Source organism: Pseudomonas sp. YuFO8, assembly GCF_035065025.1.
Lineage (GTDB): Bacteria > Pseudomonadota > Gammaproteobacteria > Pseudomonadales > Pseudomonadaceae > Aquipseudomonas > Aquipseudomonas putida_AE.
Genome location: NZ_JAXDEQ010000058.1, coordinates 13,612 through 33,464, shown reverse-complemented (window position 1 = coordinate 33,464; position 19,853 = coordinate 13,612). Strand labels below are relative to the sequence as shown.

Sequence of the window (19,853 nt, the reverse complement as noted above, 5' to 3'; positions counted from 1 at the left end):
CATCCAAAAAACCTGTAGGAGCTGGCTTGCCAGCGAGACGCCAGCACAGCCAACACCTCCGTCGCCTGACACACCGCCTTCGCTGGCAAGCCAGCTCCTACAGGGGATCACCGCCAGGCACAAATCCCGGCAACACCCAAAAAACCTGTAGGAGCTGGCTTGCCAGCGATGACGCCAGCACAGCCAACACCTCCGTCGCCTGACTCACCGTCTTCGCTGGCAAGCCAGCACGACAACTGTCGCGAAGACGCCTATTTGCTGGCCAACTCCATAATCATCCGCGACAGCAAATAGATCCGTGGCGCGACGCTGTCGATTTCGGCGTATTCCTCTGGCGTATGAATATTGCCGCCGACAATTCCAAAGCCATCCAGCGTCGGCGTGCCGACGCTGGCCGAGAGACTGGCATCAGCCGCGCCTCCGCTGCCCTCCTCCGTCAACTTGCGGCCGATTTCACCGTAGATGCCTTGGGCCATGGCCATCAGTCGATCGGATTCGGCGGTTTGTGGCATCGGTGGCAATCCACGCTTTAGCGTCGTGGTGACCTCGGTATCGGCAATCAGCTTGTCCTGGGAAACCCGTGCCAGATCTTTCTCGATCCGGTCGAATTCCTCCGGCACTGCTGCGCGCACGTCCGCCGCGGCCGTTGCCTGATCAGGAATCACGTTCTTGCGGTCGCCGGCATTGAGCACGGTGAAGTTGATGGTGGTTTTCTTCGCTTCATCGCCCAGTTTGCCCAGCTGCAGGATCTGGTGCGCCACTTCCATGGCCGCGTTGCGCCCCAGTTCCGGCGCAACACCGGCATGAGAGGCCTTGCCTTTGACTTCGACCAACGCCGTGGCACTGCCTTTGCGCCACACCACAAGACCGTCCGCCGGGCGACCGGGTTCGAGGTTGAGGGTTACGTCGTGGGCCTTGGCCGTTTTCTTGATCAGATCAGTGGCGATGTCCGAGCCGGTTTCTTCGCTGGCGTCGAGCAGGAATGTGATCTGCGCATAGTCCTTGAAATCGATATTTTTCAGCACTTTCAGGGCATAGATGCCGGCTACGATGCCGCCCTTGTCATCCATCACGCCCGGCCCGTAGGCGCGACCGTCCTTGATATGAAACGGACGTTCGGCAGCGGAGCCTTGCTTGAACACGGTGTCCATGTGCGCCATCAGCAGGATTTTCGCCTTGCCGGTACCTTTGAGGGTCGCGATGACATGGCTGCTTTTGTCCGGGGTATTGGGTACTCGCTCAATGGTCGCGCCGAGCTTTTTCAACTCTTCGATGGCGATGTCGCCGACCTGGGTCAAGCCGGGTTCATAGCCGGAACCGGAGTCGATATTCACCAACCGTTCCAGCAGCTTCAAGGCTTCCCCCTTGTATTGCTCGGCGTGGGCCAGGACTTGTGCATGAGGCTCGGCGAATACGCCGGGGGCGAAGGTACCGAGGGCCAGGGCCAGGCTGGCGGCCAGCAGCGAACGAGACAGTTTTAGCGTCATGATCGGATCCTTGATGCGTGTCGGGACAGGAACCCTACCTGACCAGGCGGCACAGCTCCATCCCGAAAGGAACACACATGTGCCTGGGTATCGATACTGAATGCTACGGCCCCCTCGCGAGCAGGCTCGCTCCCACAGGGATTGCGGTGAGGGTCAGACCGAGTCGAGCAATTCGTGCTGAGGCCGGTCATTGCTGCAGCAGATAACGCGATTTCGCCCCGTGGTCTTGGCCTCGTACAGCGCCTGGTCAGCGTCGTTGAGCCACAGGGTCGCGTCGCTGTGGCGGGTGTTGAAGGCCGCCAGGCCGATGCTCAGGCTGACTTTCAGGGCCGGGTTCTGCTCGTAGCCCAGGGTTGCGAAGCGGTCACGCAGGGCGTCCATGGCCGCGGCAGCGCTGTTCAGGGGCAGGTCGGGAAGGATCACGCAGAACTCGTCGCCGCCATAACGCCCGGCCACATCGGTGGCCCGCAGGTTCTGCTTGAGCATCTTGCTCAGCTGGCGCAGCACGAGGTCACCGGCCACGTGGCCGTAGGTGTCATTGATGCTCTTGAAGTGGTCGATGTCGATCAGCGCGATAGCGCCGCCCTGATGCTGACGTTGGCAGCGCTGGAACTCGATTTCCAGCTGATCCTTCCAGGCGCCGTGATTGAGCAGGCCGGTCAGGCTGTCGGTACGGCTCAGGGCCAGCAGTTCACGCTTTTGCTGGCCGAGGGTATGCGCCTGGCGAAAGCAGATCAGGCCCAGCGCCAGCGGGTAAAAACACATCAGGGGCAAGCAGGCGTAGAGCTGCAGCTGGGATGTTTCAGGGATGAACAGCGGCGTGAAGATCAACCAGCCGACACCAATCCCGAGCACCTGCGCGACCGTGCCCGCCAGCAGAAAACGCAGTCCGCCGATGGCCACGTTGTTCATCGCCATCATGGAAATGGTCGTTGCACTGGGCAGCGGATTGAACTGCATCGCGGCGACCCAGAAGCCGCCCATGAACGCGTCGACCAGCAGGTTGCGGTGTTCGGCGTGGTAGGGTCTCTCGCGCCGACGCGCCCATTGATAGGCCAGGTGCGGCCAGAGCAGGCCGTTGAACAACATGAGCCCCCATACCCAGGTTGCCGGGTTCAGCGGGTACATCGCCACAGCCACGCATATCAGCCCCAATACCAGGCCGAGGACGCGCGATGTGTAGAGCCTCCTGGCCAGTGAAAGTCCTTTTCCTCCCTTCTTTCCCATTGGGACCTCTGCACCACAGAACGAAACCTGTTCACACCGGGATAGCAGGTGTGCCCGAAGTCTAACAGGGCAACGTCAAATAGCCATCACCGGCTGGCGGGGCGAACTCCCCTCTCCTGCAAATTCGTTACGCCTGCAGAAACGGCTATACATGAAGATAAGGATTGATTCACGACGCTGAACAGGAGGCCCATGCAGACCTTTCAAGTACTGATCATCGGCAGCGGTTTTGGCGGCCAGTGCGCGGCGGTCAATTTGCTCAAGGCCGGCATCACCGACTTTCGCCTGCTGGAACGAAGGGATTTCTTCGGCGGCACCTGGTGCCAGAACACCTACCCGGGCGCCGCGGTCGACGTGCCCTCGCCGCTCTATTCGCTGTCGTTCGCTCCTTACCGCTGGTCGCAGATGTTCGCCGAACAGGCTGAACTGCACCGCTACACCCGCTACGTGATGGAGCACTTCGACCTGCGGGACCGGGTGGAACTGCAAACCAATGTCGAGCGCGTCGAATGGGACGACGTGCATAAACAATGGGCGGTGCACAGCGCCAAGGGCACCTTTCATGCGCAGTTCCTGATCAATGCCACCGGGCCCTTGAGCCAACCGGTGGTGCCGCATTTCGAAGGCCGGGAACGCTTTCAGGGCAAGAGCTTTCACACCAACAACTGGGATCATTCATACGATTACCGACAAAAGCGCGTGGCCATCGTCGGCAGTGGCGCCAGTGCTGCCCAGGTGATACCGGCGATAGCTCCGCACGTCGAGCAGCTGCATGTGTTCCAGCGCACGCCGCATTGGGTGCTGCCACGGGCCGACCGCACCTTCGGCCGCTTCCAGCGCTGGCTGCTCGGGCTCAAACCGGCCTACAAGCTGCTGCGCTGGCTGATCTACTGGCAATTTGAAACCCGGGTAATTGCCTTCAAATACTCGAAACCGGCCATCCGCGTGGTACAACATCAGGCCCTGCGCTTCCTCAAGCGCCAGGTGCCGGACGCCGAACTGCGGCGAAAACTGACACCGGACTACACCATTGGCTGTAAGCGAGTGATTCTGTCGAGTACGCTTTATCCTGCGCTGGGCCGCCCTAACGTGACATTGCACAGCCGCGAACAGGGCATCAAAGCCATCGATGAAAGCGGCATCGTCATGCAGGACGGCCAGCACATCGACCTGGACCTGATCGTGTGGTCCACCGGTTACGACGCCACCGACGGGGTGATTTCCTACCCCGTCAGCGGAAAAAACGGCATCCGCCTCAGAGACGTCTGGGCGCAGTACCCCAGGGCTTACCTCGGCACCAGCCTGCCGGCCTTTCCCAACCTGTTTATCGTCACCGGCCCGAACACCGGTATCGGCCATACATCGGCGCTGTTCATCATCGAATCGCAGATGAATTACATCCTCGATTGCATTCGCACGTTAAAAGCACGCGGTTTGCGCAGCATAGAAGTACGCCCCGAGGCAGAACGTACCTACACTGAAATGATCCATAGAGAAATGCAGCGCACGGTGTGGAAGTCCGGAGGCTGCCACAGTTGGTATCAAAGCAAGAGCGGTCATGTGATTGCCATGTTTCCAGGGTTCAGTTTCAGCTTTCACCGTTTGACCCGAACCCTGAAACCGGCCGATCACATCGTGTCCTGATCAGATAGAAGGAAGGCGCCTGATGCTTTTACTGGTTGTCGCTATCGCGGTGTTCGCCGCCTGGAGCTGGCTGAGCTACCCGGCCATCGGGTACTGGCTGTATGACTTGAGCGTGGCCGTCGAGGCCAAGTTGTACAAACTGCACAAGATCGTCGTGCCCATCCCCGAGATGACTGTCTCGACCTGGCAAGGCGGGCCGTATGAGGCGTCCAGCAATGTGTTGATGCTGCACGGCTTCAGTGCCGACAAGAACCTGTGGCTGCGTTTTGCCCGGCACTTTGTCGGCAACTACCGGGTGATCATTCCCGACATCGCCGGGCATGGCGAAACCGGCTTCAAGGCCGGTGGCGGCTATGACATCCCGCTGCAGGCCAAGCGGATGATCCAGTTGCTCGACGTCTGCGGGGTGGACAAGGTGCATGTCATCGGCAACTCGATGGGCGGCTACATCGCCGCCTGGCTGGCGGCCAACTATCCGGAACGCATTGCCTCGCTCGCCCTGTTCGACCCTGCCGGGGTGACCTCGCCGGAACCCAGTGACCTGGAGCGGCATCTGGCCAAGGGCCACAACCCGTTCCTGATTCACTCGCGGGAAGAGTTCAAATATTTCTATGGCATGACCATGGCCGAACCACCGTGGGTGCCGCGCGTGGTACTCGACGCCATCGCCCATCGCTATCAACAGTCGCGCGACGAACTGGAAGAAATCTTTCGCGATTTTCGCGCCAGCCCGCCCATGGAACCGAAACTGCCGGCGATCAAGGCGCCAGCGCTGTTGCTGTGGGGGCGCAAGGATCGCTTGATCGATGTCAGCAGCGTGGCCATCTGGAGCAAAGGTCTGGCGGATCTGCGGGTGGAAATATGGGAAGGCATCGGGCACATGCCGATGGTCGAAGCGCCTGCCGGTTCGGCCCACCTGTATCGGGAGTTTTTGGCATCGCTGCGCTCGGAAAGCCCGCAGGATCAACGACTGCACTGAGCTGGCAGTCCTTTGCAGAATGAAGTTCGTCAGAAACTTCGTTTGCCGGCGTCGCTGAAGGCTGCGATCTTTTCTCACATCCTTCACGTCCACGCGCCAGGAATTGTATTCATGAGCCACCCGAGCTTCGTCAGCCCCGACCTGATCCGCCAACGCTTTTCCAAAGCGATGTCCGACATGTACCGCGAAGAAGTGCCGCTGTACGGCGCGCTGATGGAACTGGTGGAACAGACCAACCGCCACGTGCTGGACAACGACCCGCAAGTGGCCCGACAGCTGAACAGCACCGGGGAAATCGAGCGCCTCGACCTTGAGCGCCACGGGGCCATCCGGGTCGGCACCGCCGCTGAACTGGCCACCCTCGCTCGCCTGTTCGCGGTCATGGGCATGCAGCCGGTGGGTTATTACGACCTGACCCCGGCCGGGGTGCCGGTGCATTCCACCGCTTTCCGTGCGGTGCATGAGGCGTCGCTGCAGGTCAGCCCGTTCCGGGTGTTCACCTCGCTGTTGCGCCTGGAGCTGATCGAAGACCTCGAGCTGCGGGCCTTTGCCCAGTCGGTGCTGGACAAGCGTTCGATCTTCACCCCCACTGCCCTCGCCCTCATCGACCGCGCCGAAACCCAGGGAGGCCTGAGCGAAAAAGAGGCCGACGAGTTCGTCGAACAGGCCCTGGAAACCTTCCGCTGGCACCACAGCGCCACTGTCACCGCCGGGCAATACCAGCAACTCAGCGCCCAGCATCGGCTGATTGCCGATGTGGTGGCGTTCAAGGGACCGCACATCAATCACCTGACGCCGCGCACCCTGGACATCGACATCGTCCAGGCGCAAATGCCGGCGCACGGCATCACCCCCAAAGCGGTGATCGAAGGTCCGCCCCGCCGTCAGTGCCCTATCCTGCTGCGCCAGACCAGTTTCAAGGCACTGGACGAGCCGATCGCGTTCACCGATCAATCCGACACGCGCGGCAGCCACAGCGCCCGGTTCGGGGAAATCGAACAACGCGGCGCGGCCCTGACACCCAAGGGCCGGGCGCTGTACGACCGTCTGCTCAATGCCGCCCGGGACGAACTCAAGGACTTCCCCAACGAAGCCAACGCCACCCGCTACAACGAATTGATGGCCCAGCACTTCAGCGAATTTCCTGACACCCATGAGGGCATGCGCCAACAGGAACTGGCGTTCTTTCGCTACTTTGTGACGGAAAAAGGGCTGGCTGCGGCTGACCTGAAAACCTTGAGCCTCGAAGACCTGGTCAGCGGCGGGTATCTGCGAGTTGAACCGCTGGTGTACGAGGACTTCCTGCCGGTCAGTGCGGCGGGGATTTTCCAGTCAAACCTGGGGGATGCCGCGCAAAGCCACTATGGCGAGCACTCCAACCAGCAGGCGTTCGAAAAAGCCCTGGGGCGTTCGACCATTGACGAACTGCAGTTGTACGCACAAACCCAACAGCGCTCGATCGAGCAGTGTCTTGCCACGTTGGTTAATTGAACAACACCCCCCTGTAGGAGCCGGCTTGCCGGCGAATGCGTCCGCGAGACTTACGCAATGTTCGAAGACGCCTTCGCCGGCAAGCCGGCTCCTACAAAGTGTTCATTTCAATTTTGCCAACAGCGCTTCAGCCGTGGCCTGTGAAGACGCAGGGTTCTGCCCCGTCAGCAGCAGCCCATCGGTTCGCACGTAGCTCGCCCAATCAGGCCCCTTGGAAAAAATCCCGCCCTTGGCCTGGAGCTCGTCCTCCACCAGGAACGGCACGACCTTGGTCAGTTGCACCGCTTCTTCTTCGCTGTTGGTGAACCCCGTCACCTGCTTGCCCTTGACCAGGGGCTGGCCGTCGGCGCCTTTGGCATGACGCAATACACCCGGCGCATGGCAGACGGCGGCGACCGGTTTGCCGGCGTTGTAGAAGGCTTCGATAAGCGCAATCGAATGACGGTCTTCAGCCAGGTCCCAGAGCGGTCCATGGCCACCTGGATAGAAGATCGCATCAAAGTCCCCGGCCTTCACCGTACCCAGCACGACGGTCGAAGCCAATGCGGATTGCGCCGCAGGGTCCTGGCGAAAGCGTTCGGTGGCCTCGGTTTGCGCGTCCGGCTCGTCGCTTTTCGGGTCCAGCGGTGGCTGGCCGCCCTTGGGCGAGGCCAGGGTCAGTTGTGCGCCGGCATCCTTGAAGGCGTAATAGGGTGCAGCGAATTCTTCCAGCCAGAAGCCGGTTTTCTTGCCGGTGTTACCCAATTGATCGTGGGACGTTAAAACCATCAGGATTTTCATGTCGTCGTCACTCCATCTCGGGGCTGCAGGCAAACAGATAACTATCAGTTACAAGTTTAAACCCGGGGGAAATATTGCAGAGCAACAACTGCGCCTTTCATTCGATTGAAAATGCAGTCGTCTGTCGAGAAAAGAGTTCGCCCAGTGCTATGGCCTCGGCAATCCATGCACTGGTAAAGAACCCTGACACTGGGCGAACGGGGTGTATTTTAATTGATGTTTATGGATATGTCCGTGCTTGAAACATGAAATTTGTTGATACGAACTTTTATAATATTTCACCTGAAATACAATTCGGAACCAACAACTTAAACCCACCAGTTCGACCAAAGTAGTTGATTGTTCCTATACAAAAGTTGTACAGGAACAATCAATAGATAGAACAATCAACTTTTGGCTTTGGTGGTCACTTGCAGAACGTCGGTGTATGTCACGTAGACGCTTTGCCCCACTTTCAGGTCCTTGAGCTTGGCTTGAACTTTCGGATCTTCGACAGTGATGGTTTTGGTCTGCCCCTGCGGGTTTTTGAAGGACACCTGGTTTTTCTTCAGGTCGATGTCGGTAATTTGCAGCTGGACTTGTACCTGACGATAGGCTTCGCCGCCAGGGACGTTCCCGGGTGCGTTGCGGGCTTCACCGGCACGCTCCGAGCTACCCGGCAAACCCTTGTCGACGTCGGTATCGAGGTAGGCCGCGACGGAGCGGGTGACCTTGATGTCGACCTGGTCGCCGGCCTTGAGGTTGTCGAGGTTTTTCGCCTTGTCGGTCAGTTGCACATGGACCTGACGACCTTCCGGCCCTTCAAGCACCACTTGATGTTTGGCGGCATCGACCGAAACGACTTTGGTGCTGATCTGATCAGCTTCCACAACGGCGGACAACGGAATGTCTTCTGCAACAGCGCTAAAGCTGGCGGCAGACAGCAAGGTGGCGAGGGTGATGGCTTTGGTCAGTGCGTTGAGTTTCATAGGCAGAACATTCCCTGTGATGGAGGATGACAAACGGCGTTGAAGCGAAGGTTCAACGCCGTTTGAGGGATGAGCATAGACGCTGATCAGGGATTCTTCGCAGTTTCTTGCGCGGTGGATTCGCCGCTGGTCGTCCCTTTGCCGCTTTCCTTGCGCCGGGTCGGATCGGTGGGGCGCAGGGCGTCATTGTCGCGCTCGGTTTCTCCGGGTGGCCGTGGCTCGTCGGGGTTTTCGCTATCAGGGGTGGGTTTCATGGGGTGCTCCTCAGGCTTCGGGATCGTCGAGCTCCCGGGCAACGTTGATCGCCGGGGAGTCTTTGTGGGAGTGCTCCGCCCGGGCTTTGAGCGCCTGCCATTGTTCGAGATCGATGGCGCCCTGCCCCAACAGATCGTCGGCCAGACGCTGCAAATCCATGTAATAGGAGTCGGGAGACTGTTGCCAGTACGCCTCGTCTTCGAACAGGCGCTGCCACGCGTCAAGGTCGGGCGGTGTGAGGTCTTCGCGCATGGCGGGCTCCAGCAGAGGCATTCGTACGGTAGAGGGGTGGACGCCGCGTGGAGTTCCGGTTGATTGGGAGAAGACGAAAGATGTAGGAGCTGCCGCAGGCTGCGATCTTTTGATTCTAATAACCGGTCATTTCCAGATACCCCTGCCCGCCATGGCTGCCGCTCAAACGCACCGGCCCTTCCCAGTAGGGAATACGCAAATCCATCCAGGCATTGGGATTCAGCGCACTGATGACAATGTCGAGGTGTTTGCCGGGGATCTGGATCGACCAGCGCACGGGCATCGAACGCCCGGCCACCTGGGCGGTGTCCTGTGGAGTGAGGCGGATCTCGTCCGCATTGAGCTTTTGGGTCTGGCCCCGAGCGTCGATCCAGGTGCCGGTCAGGTAAGGTTCGCCGTCGTTTTTTCGCATGCGATAGAGCATCACCTGCTCGCCGCCGTCCAGGTGCAGGGAAAACCAGTCCCATCCGCTCTGTTCGGCGGTCAGCGGCTGGCTGCTCCATTCCCGGTCGAGCCATGCGGGGCCGCTGACCTGAAAGCGCTGGCCGTCGATCTCCAGGGTGCCGCTGGCCTGGAAAAACGGCTGGCTGTAGTAATAGGACGCCTGGCCCTGTTCGGATTTCTGACTGAACCCCTTGTCCCCCTGCAGCACCAGCGGTCGGTTCGCGGTTAGCCGCAGTTGATAGCTGAACGCCTTGTCGCGGGCGCTGAGCAGCAGGTCGGCCAAAGGATCGGCGCCCGTTGCCTGGCTGCTGAAACGCCAGTCGTCGATCCACGCGTTGAACGGCGTCAGGCTCACCCCGGCCTGTCCCACGCCGCCACGGGCATAACGCTCGGCGGCGTGATGCACCGAGGCCGAGGTCACCGCCGCGTGGCCCAGCCATAACGTCTGGTTGCTCCAACCGGACGCCTCGGGCGTGGCTTTCAAGGCACTGCGAAACAGCGTCCACTGCGCGCCGAATTCGCGGCCCTGCTCATCCTTGAGGTTGGCGGTGACGTACCACCATTCGATGCGAAAACCGTCGTGCGGGCCATGATCCGCCGGGAAGCTGAACACCCGACCGGGCACGACGGGCGTAAACGCGGCCGCTTGATTGCCGAGGCCGGCGAAGCCCTTTTCATCTGGCGCCGGCTGATCGCAACCGGCGAGCAGCGCTGCGGCCAGGCAGAGCCCGAGCTTAATCCTCATGGGCAAAGGTCCTCAGCAGGTCCGCCGGTTGCGTGCGATACAGCGAATACAGCGGCCACGCCGACGCCAGCAAGGTCGCCAGCAACGCCAGCGCCATCAACTGCAGCAATTGCAGGGGAAACACCTGCAGCGGCAGGCGCCAACCGAATGCCTGGACGTTGATCACCGCGTCCAGGCACCAGGCCAGCGCGATGCCCAAGGGCAACGCAAGCACCAGGGTCAGCAGCGCCAGCAGCCAGGTTTGCCCGAGGTTGAGCAGCATCAGTTGCCGGCGCGTCACGCCCAGCGCCCACAGCGGCGCCAGTTGCCCGAGACGGCTCTGGCTTTGCGTCAGCAGGCTGATGAACAGCGCCACGCCGGCCACGCAAAGGGTCAGGCTATTGAGCGCGGCGGTGGCGGCGAAGGTGCGCTCGAACACTTGCGTCGACCAGCCCTTGAGCCGGGCCTGATCGACGATGCGACTGTCCTCCAGGGCGAAGCGTGCCTGCAGCGCGGTCACGAACGGCGTTATCAATGCCGGCTCGATGCGCAGGTTGAAGCGGTTCGGCGCCAGTTGCGGCCAGCCGCGCAGCAAGTGCTCGACGTTGACCAGCAGGTGGCCCTTGGGATTGCCGTAGTCGGCGTAGACCCCGACGATGCGCGGCGACCATGGGCCGTTGGGCGTGGCGATCGTCAGGTGATCGCCGAGCTTGACCTTCAAGCGCCGCGCCAGTTGCTCGCTGAGCATCAGCGTATCGTCCGCTGCCAGGCGATCCCAAGGCTTGTCGTCCAGGGCTTCAAGCAACGGCCAGTGCTGGCGATAGGTCGGGTGATCGATCACGCCAAAGACATCCGCCGGCCAGCCTTGCAGTTGAATCGAGACCTGCCAGTTGGGCAACACCGCCGTCGGCTGCGGTTGTTGCTTGAGCCAGTCGTACATCTCCCGAGCCTGGGCCGGGTTTTGGGGATTGAGGTAGAGCACGGCGGTCAGCCGTTGTTCGAGCCAGTTGCTGAAGGTCTGGCGGAAACCGGCGGTCATGCTGCCGGCGCCGATGTTGGCCGCCAGGGCCAGTAATAGCGCCATCAGCGCCAGGCTCAAGGCCGGCAGTTGCTGCCGGCAATCGGCGACGAACCACTGGCCGAGCACCGAAGAACTGCGGTGGGTCAGCCCATTGAGCACGGCATTGAGGACCACCGGCAACGCCAGCGCGGCCCCCAGCAATAACGCGGCCATGAGCACAAAACCGCTGGCCAGGCTATCTCCACGCAGCAAGGCCAGCAACGCAATGGCCAAGGCCAGCGCCGCCACCCAGCCCTGACGACGCAACCAGCGCGCATGGGCCTGATGCCAGGCCTGCGGATCGGCCAGGGCGAGCAACGGCAAGCGCGCTGCACGCCACAGACTGTTGGCACCGGCGAGTGCCGCGCCGAACAGGCTCAGGCCGACGCCGCTGAGCCACCACAACGGGCTCAGGCTCAACTGCCCCGCCACTTCGGCGCCGTACAAGCCGCGCAGGCTGGCGGCGACATCCGGCAGCAGCACGCTGGCCAGCAGATAACCGCTGACGACCCCGGCCACACCGCCGATCAGGGCCAGTCCCCCCAGTTCGACGGCCAGGCAGGTGATCAGCATCCGCGCGCTGACCCCGCAGGCGCGCAGGGTCCGCAGCAAACCGCGACGCTGTTCCAGCGCCAGCCCTATCGCGGCATGCACGATAAACAGACCGACCACGAACGACAGGAATCCCAAGGCGTCCAGGTTCAGGTGAAAGCTCTCGGTGAGGCGCGCCAGATTGTTTTCTTCGCCGCTGCTCTTGAGCTGAAGTTGCCCCTTGAACGGATCGGGCAGCGTCGCGGTGAAATCCCTGGGCAGCAGCAGACGTGACAACTGATCCGGCAAACCGAGAATCTGCTGGGCAAACCCGATGTCCACCAGCAACACCCCCGGCGCCATATCCGCTTGAGCGTGCAGCGGCGGCAGGGCCTGGCCGTTCAAGGCCAACGGCCGCTCCCCTTCCGTCAGCCCCAGGCTCTGCAAGGTCTGCGGTGAAATCCAGGTGCTGCCCGGCGCCGTGAAAAACTCGACAACCTGCTCGATGGCCAATGCCCGCCCCGCCACCTCGGACCCGGTCGGCAACGAAACGGGCTCGATGCCCATCAGTTGCAGGCGCTGGTCCTCATGGCCCTTGAGCGTCAGCCGGCCCTGCAACACCGGCGACACCGGCCAACCGGCGCGGCGCAGGTCGACAAACCACTGCTGCGGGAAAGTCCCGCCAGCGGGCGCACTCAGGCTGGCCTGGGGTTCGCCGCCGATCAGCTGACTGGCCCGGGCATAGCTGTCCCGCGCCTGGCTGTTCAACGCTTGCACCCCCGTGAGCAGGCTGGTGGCCAGCCACAGCCCGGTCAGCACGCTGAAAAACTGCACCGGGTGCTGTCGCCAATGACTGAGCAGCGCGCGCAGGGTTTCGCGAAAAATGCGCATCTCAGCGTTCGTCCACAGTCGCCAGCCGACCGCCGTGCAGCACCACCTTTTCGGCCATTCGCGCCGCCACGCTGGGGCTGTGAGTGACCATCAGCAGGGTCGTCGGACTGTCGTCGAGCAGCTCCAGCAGTAACTTCAGCACTTCGTCGCTGGTGCCTTCATCGAGGCTGCCGGTGGGCTCGTCGGCCAACAGCAACTTCGGTTGCGAGGCCAGGGCCCGGCCCAAGGCGACCCGTTGTTGCTGGCCGCCGGAGAGCTGTTCGGGATAGCGCCGCAGCAAATCGCCCAAGCCCAGGCGCTGTACCAGATGCGCCTGCCAGCGCGGATCATGGCGGCCGGCAAGGCGCGCCTGAAACGCCAGGTTGTCCTCCACCCGCAAGCTGCCGATCAGGTTGAACTGCTGGAACACCAGGCCGATTTCGCTGCGTCGCCAGCTCGCCAGTTGCCCTTCGTTCATCTGCTCCAGCCGGTGTTCACCGCTGCGGATGCTGCCGCGATCGACCTTGTCCAGCCCGGCGATCAGGTGCAGCAAGGTGCTTTTGCCACTGCCCGACTCGCCCATCAACGCCAAGCTGCTGCCGGGTTTGAGGGTCAGGTCGACACCCTGCAACACCGGCAAGGGCCCTTGCGGGGTGGCGTAGCTTTTGAAGACACCCTGGACTTCAAGCATGGGAGAACCCGTTCTATGAGCGTGGGCCAAGGATAGCGGCCCGGAATGGTTTTTGTCCGTTACCGATTGTGGCACTGCCCGGCCACCGCCCTACCCTCGAAGCTGGTCTAACCATAACGATAAAAAACGGAGACGCCATGCCTCGTTTCACTTTGAGCCCCCGCGGCCTGTTGGCCTGCCTGATCACTGCGTGCCTCGCGCAATCGGTTTATGCCGCCGATGCACCTGTGGCGGCCAGCGCGCAGACTGCCGCCAGCAACAGCGCCGTGCTGCAACAACTGCCCTTCAGCGATCGCACTGATTTCGAGTCGGCCGGCAAGGGCTTGATCGCGCCGTTCAAGGGCCAGGTCAAGGACGCGGCCGGCAAGGTCATCTGGGACGTCCAGGCCTATGACTTCCTGCTCAAGGACCAGGCCCCCGACTCGGTCAACCCGAGCCTCTGGCGCCTGGCCCAGCTCAGTGCCCATGCCGGGTTGTTCGAAGTCAGCCCACGGCTGTATCAGGTGCGCGGCCTGGATCTGGCCAACATGACCATCATCGAAGGTGACGACGGGCTGATCATCATCGACCCGCTGACCATGGCCGAAACCGCCAAGGCGGCACTCGACCTGTATTACCGGAATCGCCCGCGCAAACCCGTGGTGGCGGTGATCTACAGCCACACCCACGTCGACCACTTCGGCGGCGTGCGCGGGGTGATCGACGAGGCCGACGTCAAGGCCGGCAAGGTCAAGGTGTTCGCGCCGACCGGGTTCATGGAACACGTGATGAGCGAGAACGTGTTCGCCGGCAACGCCATGAGCCGCCGGGCGCAATACCAGTTCGGCAGCCTGCTGCCCCGTGGCGAACGAGGCCAGGTGGACGCTGGTCTGGGCAAGAGCACGCCAAGCGGTGGCACCATCACCCTGATCCCGCCCACCGACCTGATCGAAAAAGAACTGGAAACCCGCACCATTGCCGGTCTGGACGTGGAGTTCCAATTGACCCCGGGCACCGAAGCCCCGGCGGAAATGAACCTCTACCTGCCACAGTTGCGTGCCCTGTGCATGGCGGAAAATGCCACGCAAATGATGCACAACATCCTCACCCCGCGCGGTGCGCAAGTGCGTGACGCCAAGGCCTGGGCGCAGTACCTGGACAGCAGCCTGGCACGTTACGGCGACAAGAGCGACGTGCTGTTCGCCCAGCATAACTGGCCGACCTGGGGCGGCGAGCGGATTCGCACCTTCCTGGCCGACCAGCGCGACATGTACGCCTTCCTCAACGACCGCACCCTGCACCTGCTGAACCAGGGCCTGACGCCGCTGGAAGTCGCCGACGCCATCAAGAAATTGCCGGGGACGCTGGACCAGAAGTGGTACACCCGTGGTTACTACGGCTCCCTGAGTTTCAACGTACGGGCGGTGTACCAGCGCTACCTGGGGTTCTACGACGGCAACCCGGCCAACCTCAATCCGCTACCGCCGGTGGAGACAGCCAAGCGCAGCGTCGAGGCCATGGGTGGCGGCGCGGCCGTGCTGGAGAAGATGCGCGCCGCCATGGCAAAGGGTGACTACCGCTGGGCCGCGCAATTGGGCAATCAGTTGCTGTTCAGCGAGCCGGACAACGGCGACGCGCGCAAGGCGCAGGCCGAGTCCCTGGAGCAACTGGGTTATCAGAGCGAAAACGCCACCTGGCGCAACATGTACCTGACCGGGGCGATGGAGCTGCGCAATGGCGTGCCGCAACATGCCGGCACCTCGGTGTCGGTGGACATGGTGCGCGCGATGACCCCGGAAATGTTCTTCGACTTCCTGGCGATTCGCCTGGACAGCGACAAGGCCGTCGGCCATGACATGACGGTGAACTGGAGCTTCGAAGAACCGAACAGGGACTTCAACCTGACCCTGCGCAATGGCGTACTCACCCACCGCACTGGGCTCAACCCTGAGGCCGATGCCGGGGTCAGCATGAGCAAGGCGACGCTTGAACAGATCAGCCTCAAGCAGCTGGATTTCCCGACAGCGATACAGAAGGGCCTGGTCAAGCTGCAAGGGAATGGCAAGAAGCTTGGGGAGTTGATGGGCAGCCTTGACACCTTTGGGCCGCAGTTCAATATCGTTACGCCGTAAACCGCGTCGCGCCCTTCGCGAGCAAGCCCGCTCCCACACACGATCCGGTGAATGAAACAGGTCCAATGTGGGAGCGGGCTTACTCGCGAAAGCGGTCTATCGGATTACACAGAAACCGCTGCAACCACAGGCATCTGCCACTGCTGCTCGATCACCTGCCGCTCAGGCCCGTACAACCGCAGGACCAGGGTAAACGCCCCACTCGCCGGCGTCGGCAACCAGTTGCTCTGTTCCTGCGGGGCTGAGGTCTGCATCAACAACGTCAACCCACCATCGCCATCCACCTGCAAGCGATCCCGACTGCTCAAGCAATAACGATCGATCGGATTGGCCACCAACTGCCGGTCCGGCAAGTCGTACAATGTCAACGACCAGAACTCGCTGGCCGGTGGCAGTTGCCCCGGCGCGAAACGCAGTCGATAACGCCGCCCACCCTGCAATGGCTGCCCCTGACTGTCCTGGCGGGTGCCGGTGTAGAACGCCTCTTCGACACTGTTGCCGTAGATGCCGACATGGGCCGCGACGGCGCGGTTGAGGTAATTGCCCTGCATCGCCTCGCGGTTGCCAAACAGGCCGACAGTGCTACGCACCCGCGCCACTGCCGCTTGCAGTTGCGCCTGGGCATCCTGGATGCCGGCGATCAGTGCCTGACGCTCATCCGCGGCTAAGACCGAGAGATCAAAACCCTGGCCGGGCACGATGCCGATCCGCGCGAAACGTGCGCGCAAAGCCTGTTCGGACGGTTGCGTCGGGCACAGCGTAAGGAGGTGATTGAGCACCGCGATAAAGTCCGGTCCCAACCCGGTTTTACTGTCCCACTCCGGCCAGACAATCGCCGGCGCCACAGCGGGCGAGGGTCCGCCGGTGTATTCGTGCAAGGCGCGCAATCGATATTGCTGTTGCAACGCGCGTACCTCGGGCAAGTCGTCGGCGCTTCGCAGCCCGGTGCGCCCGAGCACCATGACGATCGCGGTTTCGCTGCGCAGCACCGCCTTGATCCCGGCCGGTGTCGGCCCCTGCCAATCCGGCCCGGCGATCAGGTAGTCCCCTGCCCCGCGACCGGTGCTGAGCACGCCGACATAGGCAAAATTGTGGGTGTACTGGTCGACCAGTTGATGCACGTAGTAGCGGTTGTCGGCGACCGCCGGCACGCTCAACACCTGCGGTTCGCTACGCAGGTCGAGCCAGGCCCAGGAATAAGGCGTGTCGTTGTTCGGGGTGACGATTTCGCGGTTGTTCGGCGTGTACAACTCACTGTAGTGACGGAAGCGATTGAAGCCGCCGACGTACTCCGGCGCCGCGGGGTTTAGCAGTTGTTTTTCCAGCGTCTGGTAGTGCATGAGCATCGGGTAGGCGTAGATCCACGCCTCCCGGGCAATGCCCCGCAGGTCCTCGGAATCGGCGGCGAACAGTCCCCGTGGCAACATCAGGCTGCCGCCCAGTACGCCCATGCAGCCCAACAAACGGCGACGGGTGAAGATCCCGTTCATGGCTCGACCCTCACGATGGTGGGTAAGTGATAACTGCCATCGAGCGCTCCGGCCTTGGGCAGGTACAGGCGCAACAGCAAATTGAACGGACCTTCCGGCGTCGGTAGCCAGTTGCCCTGTTGCGCCGCCTCAGGTGCGTGGGTTTGCAGGAGCAGGGTCAATCCGCCATCGGCGTCATGGCGCAGGTCGGGGCTGCGATCGCCCAGGGCGTAACGCTGGATCGCATTGGCTGCGAGCAACTGGGTCTTGCCGTCATACAAGGTCAGCGACCAGAAGGCATTCACCGGCGGCAATTGCCCGGCCGGGAAATGCAGGCGATAGACATGGCGGCCGTCCAGTACCTGGCCTTGCACATCGTGCAGCGCCATCGGGTACACCGCTTCCACGGCATCGTTGGCGTAGATGTAGCGCCAGGCCACCGCCGCCCGGGTCAGGTCGTCGTCACCGAATTTGCCGACGTTGGTCGGTGAGCGAAACCAGCCTTGTTGCTCTACCGAGAGCTGGCTGGACGCGGCGCGCACCTGTTCGCGGCCGGCTTCGGCGCCTTGGGCGATCGCTGCGCCGAGTCCTGCCGGCGCCTCGAACGCCGCACCGGGCACGATGCCGATGGCGGCAAAGCGCGCGAGTTTTTCCTGTTCGCGGGCGGTCCATCGGTGCAATGGCGCCAGGGCATTGAAGGTATTGAACAGAGCAGCGGCCGGACCTTGCTTGCTGTCCTGATAAGCCGGCAGTTGCAGCGCTGGCAGCACCTCGGGAGCGTTTGCGGCGATCACTTTTGAAAGCGGCTGCAAGGCATAACCGGTCAGCACTTTTGCTGCCTCTTGCTGGTCGGCCTCGCCCTTGACTTCGGTGCGCCCGAGCAAAAACACCAGTCGACTCGGCGAGCGAATCACGCCGCTGAAACCGGTCGGCACATCGCCCTGCCAGTCCGGCCCCGCGATCAGGTAGCGCCCGGCCTGGTTGCCGGTGGCGCGCGTGCCGATGTAGTCGAGGTTGTCGGTGCGCATGTCGATCAACTGAAAACTGTAGTAGCGCCCCTGCACCGCCGGCACTTGCAGCACCTGCGGTTCGCCGCGCAGGTCGAGCAAGGCGCGGGAATAGAAGGTGTCGTTGTTGGGCGACACCACTTTGTTGTCCTGCGGGCCGAGCAGGCGCGGCTCGCTGTAGAGCCGGTTGAACGGCAGTTTGGCGGCGATGGCGCTGAGCACCTTGTCGTGCTCGACGGTGGCGAAGGCAAACACATAAGCCTCCTGCGCCAGCGCCTTGGCCTGCGGTTGATCGAGGGTCCCAGCGTGAACGGTGCCCAGGCTTGCGCCCAGGGCGAGTGCGGATATCCAGTGGCGCACGGTAGGTCTCCTTGCAGATAAACGACAGCAAACACCATTCCCTTGTGGGAGCGGGCTTGCTCGCGAAATCGGTGTGTCAGACAACATCGCAGTCGACTGACACTCCCTCTTCGCGAGCAAGCCCGCTCCCACATTGGGTTTGCGGTGACTTCGGGTTATTTGGCCCAGCGCCGCAGATCCGACGGGGTGTAGTCGTCGGTCTTGGCAGCGAAGCCGACGCGCATCGGTTCGGTTTCTTCGTTGGCCAGGCCACCGGCGTAATAGCGCCCGGAGATCAGGTCATAGGAAGTTTCCAGCACGTTGTAGGTGAAGCCGTGGTCGTACTGCTGGATCGCATGCAGCTCACCGCTGCGCCACAGCTCGCCGCGACTGTCGTACTGGTCCGACTGGGCGATCTGCCAACTGTCCTCGTCCACGTAGAACCGGCGCTTGGCGTAGATGTGCCGGGCGCCCGGCTTGAGCGTGGCCTCCACCACCCACACCCGATGCTTCTCGTAGCGGGCCAGGTCCTGGTTGACGTGGTTGGGCTTGATCACATCGTCGTACTTGAGGTCACGGCTGCCGATCTTGTAGCTGTTGTAAGGGATGAACAGCTCCTGCTTGCCCACCAGCTTCCAGTCGAAACGATCCGGCGCGCCGTTGTAGCCGTCGATGTTGTCTGCGGTGATCAGGCCGTTGCTGTAGCGGGCACTGTTGTCGTAGGCGATCATCGGCGCGCGACGCACACGGCGCTGGCCCGGCAGGTACTGCCACGCCGAACGCGGCTCGGCCACCTGGTCGATCGGTTCATGCACCAGCACCGCTTCACCGGACAGGCGCGCCGGTTCCAGCACCCGGCTCTTGAACATGAACAGAATGTTCGAGCCCGATTCCAGCCCCCCCACGGTGTCGGCGAAGTTGATCAGCGACTGGTTGCGCACGTAGCTGGTGGCGCCGTTTTCACGCACCAGTGCGGCGCTGCTGATGCGCTCGTAGCTGCCGCCGCGATAACGGGTCATGTGGTTCCACATCACCTCCAGGCCTTCGGTGGGCAGCGGAAACGGAATGCCCCGCGCATAGTCGTGCAAGCCATTGCCGCCGTCGGCCATGCTGGTCCTGGCGACGTTGTCGCGGCTCGCCGCCAGCACTTCCTTGGGCAGGTTGGCGCTGCGATGGCTGGGGTAGATGTTCATCTTGTAGCTGTCGGGAAAGCGCTTGAACAAGGCGATTTGCCCGGGGCTGAGAAACTTCTGGTACTGCGCCAGGTTCTGCGCGGTGATGGTGAACAACGGCTTGTCGGCGGCGTAGGGATCGCTGTAGCCGCCCTTGCTGTCGACCGTTCCGGCGTTGCTCGCCAGGCCACCGCTCCAGGCTGGAATACTGCCGTCGGCATTGGCCGCCATTTCCGAGCCCATGGGCGTCAGGGTTTTGCCCAGGGCAGCCGAATCGGTGCCTTTGGCCTGGGCCAGGCCGACGCTGCAGGCCAGGGCCAGCACGCACAATTGCATACGCATAACGGTTCTC

At 62.3% G+C, this 19,853-nt stretch carries 16 protein-coding genes; 4 read left to right on the top strand and 12 right to left on the bottom strand.

Going from position 1 to position 19,853, the window contains the following annotated elements; all coding sequences use genetic code 11:
• Positions 1-251 precede the first annotated feature (251 nt).
• Both SOP95_RS29470 and SOP95_RS29465 read right to left on the bottom strand, forming a co-directional pair.
• Positions 252-1,487 (bottom strand): M20/M25/M40 family metallo-hydrolase, encoded by a 1,236-nt coding sequence (locus SOP95_RS29470; protein WP_323609250.1) that lies wholly within the window; start codon positions 1,485-1,487, stop codon positions 252-254.
• 153 nt (positions 1,488-1,640) lie between these two features.
• On the bottom strand, positions 1,641-2,714 hold the full coding sequence (locus SOP95_RS29465) for a diguanylate cyclase (RefSeq protein ID WP_274076883.1): 1,074 nt from the start codon (positions 2,712-2,714) through the stop codon (positions 1,641-1,643).
• A gap of 192 nt (positions 2,715-2,906) precedes the next feature.
• On the opposite strand from SOP95_RS29465, the gene SOP95_RS29460 reads away from it, so the two are divergent.
• The 3 genes from SOP95_RS29460 (at position 2,907) to hglS (ending at position 6,828) form a co-directional block, all read left to right on the top strand.
• The gene (locus SOP95_RS29460; protein WP_323609249.1) at positions 2,907-4,358 is read left to right on the top strand and encodes a flavin-containing monooxygenase; all 1,452 of its coding nucleotides are present in this window, start codon (positions 2,907-2,909) and stop codon (positions 4,356-4,358) included.
• Positions 4,359-4,380: 22 nt separating this feature from the next.
• The gene (locus tag SOP95_RS29455) at positions 4,381-5,337 is read left to right on the top strand and encodes an alpha/beta fold hydrolase (protein WP_274076880.1); all 957 of its coding nucleotides are present in this window, start codon (positions 4,381-4,383) and stop codon (positions 5,335-5,337) included.
• 111 nt (positions 5,338-5,448) lie between these two features.
• On the top strand, positions 5,449-6,828 hold the full coding sequence (hglS, locus tag SOP95_RS29450; protein WP_323609248.1) for a 2-oxoadipate dioxygenase/decarboxylase HglS: 1,380 nt from the start codon (positions 5,449-5,451) through the stop codon (positions 6,826-6,828).
• Positions 6,829-6,930: 102 nt separating this feature from the next.
• On the opposite strand, the gene SOP95_RS29445 is transcribed toward hglS, so the two are convergent.
• The 7 genes from SOP95_RS29445 to SOP95_RS29415 all read right to left on the bottom strand — a co-directional run bounded on the left by SOP95_RS29445 (position 6,931) and on the right by SOP95_RS29415 (position 13,403).
• Complete coding sequence (locus SOP95_RS29445; RefSeq protein ID WP_274076878.1) at positions 6,931-7,608, bottom strand: type 1 glutamine amidotransferase domain-containing protein; 678 nt, start codon at positions 7,606-7,608, stop codon at positions 6,931-6,933.
• Between the two features lie 386 nt (positions 7,609-7,994).
• Complete coding sequence (locus SOP95_RS29440) at positions 7,995-8,576, bottom strand: hypothetical protein (RefSeq protein WP_323609246.1); 582 nt, start codon at positions 8,574-8,576, stop codon at positions 7,995-7,997.
• An 86-nt stretch (positions 8,577-8,662) separates the two neighbouring features.
• Positions 8,663-8,830: a hypothetical protein gene (locus tag SOP95_RS29435; protein ID WP_274076876.1), complete on the bottom strand. Its 168-nt coding sequence runs from the start codon at positions 8,828-8,830 to the stop codon at positions 8,663-8,665.
• 10 nt (positions 8,831-8,840) lie between these two features.
• Complete coding sequence (locus tag SOP95_RS29430) at positions 8,841-9,083, bottom strand: hypothetical protein (protein ID WP_323609245.1); 243 nt, start codon at positions 9,081-9,083, stop codon at positions 8,841-8,843.
• 115 nt (positions 9,084-9,198) lie between these two features.
• Positions 9,199-10,272, bottom strand: coding sequence for a lipocalin-like domain-containing protein (locus tag SOP95_RS29425; RefSeq protein WP_323609244.1), 1,074 nt, complete (start codon positions 10,270-10,272; stop codon positions 9,199-9,201).
• A complete protein-coding gene (locus SOP95_RS29420) occupies positions 10,262-12,733 on the bottom strand; it encodes an ABC transporter permease (RefSeq protein ID WP_323609243.1) in 2,472 nt (823 codons plus the stop codon). The genes SOP95_RS29425 and SOP95_RS29420 overlap by 11 nt, the downstream gene beginning before the upstream one ends.
• Position 12,734: 1 nt before the next feature.
• A complete protein-coding gene (locus SOP95_RS29415) occupies positions 12,735-13,403 on the bottom strand; it encodes an ABC transporter ATP-binding protein (RefSeq protein WP_274076872.1) in 669 nt (222 codons plus the stop codon).
• A gap of 137 nt (positions 13,404-13,540) precedes the next feature.
• On the opposite strand from SOP95_RS29415, the gene SOP95_RS29410 reads away from it, so the two are divergent.
• Positions 13,541-15,514 carry an alkyl/aryl-sulfatase gene (locus SOP95_RS29410; protein WP_274076871.1) on the top strand — a complete coding sequence of 658 codons (1,974 nt, stop codon included), beginning with the start codon at positions 13,541-13,543 and terminating at the stop codon, positions 15,512-15,514.
• Positions 15,515-15,618: 104 nt separating this feature from the next.
• Here the strand turns inward: SOP95_RS29410 and SOP95_RS29405 are convergent, their stop codons facing one another.
• From SOP95_RS29405 to SOP95_RS29395, 3 genes are all read right to left on the bottom strand, one after another.
• Positions 15,619-17,004 carry a DUF1254 domain-containing protein gene (locus tag SOP95_RS29405; protein ID WP_323609241.1) on the bottom strand — a complete coding sequence of 462 codons (1,386 nt, stop codon included), beginning with the start codon at positions 17,002-17,004 and terminating at the stop codon, positions 15,619-15,621.
• Complete coding sequence (locus SOP95_RS29400; protein WP_323609239.1) at positions 17,001-18,350, bottom strand: DUF1254 domain-containing protein; 1,350 nt, start codon at positions 18,348-18,350, stop codon at positions 17,001-17,003. The genes SOP95_RS29405 and SOP95_RS29400 overlap by 4 nt, the downstream gene beginning before the upstream one ends.
• Before the next feature lie 155 nt (positions 18,351-18,505).
• Complete coding sequence (locus SOP95_RS29395) at positions 18,506-19,843, bottom strand: DUF1329 domain-containing protein (RefSeq protein WP_323609238.1); 1,338 nt, start codon at positions 19,841-19,843, stop codon at positions 18,506-18,508.
• Between the last annotated feature and the right edge of the window lie 10 nt (positions 19,844-19,853).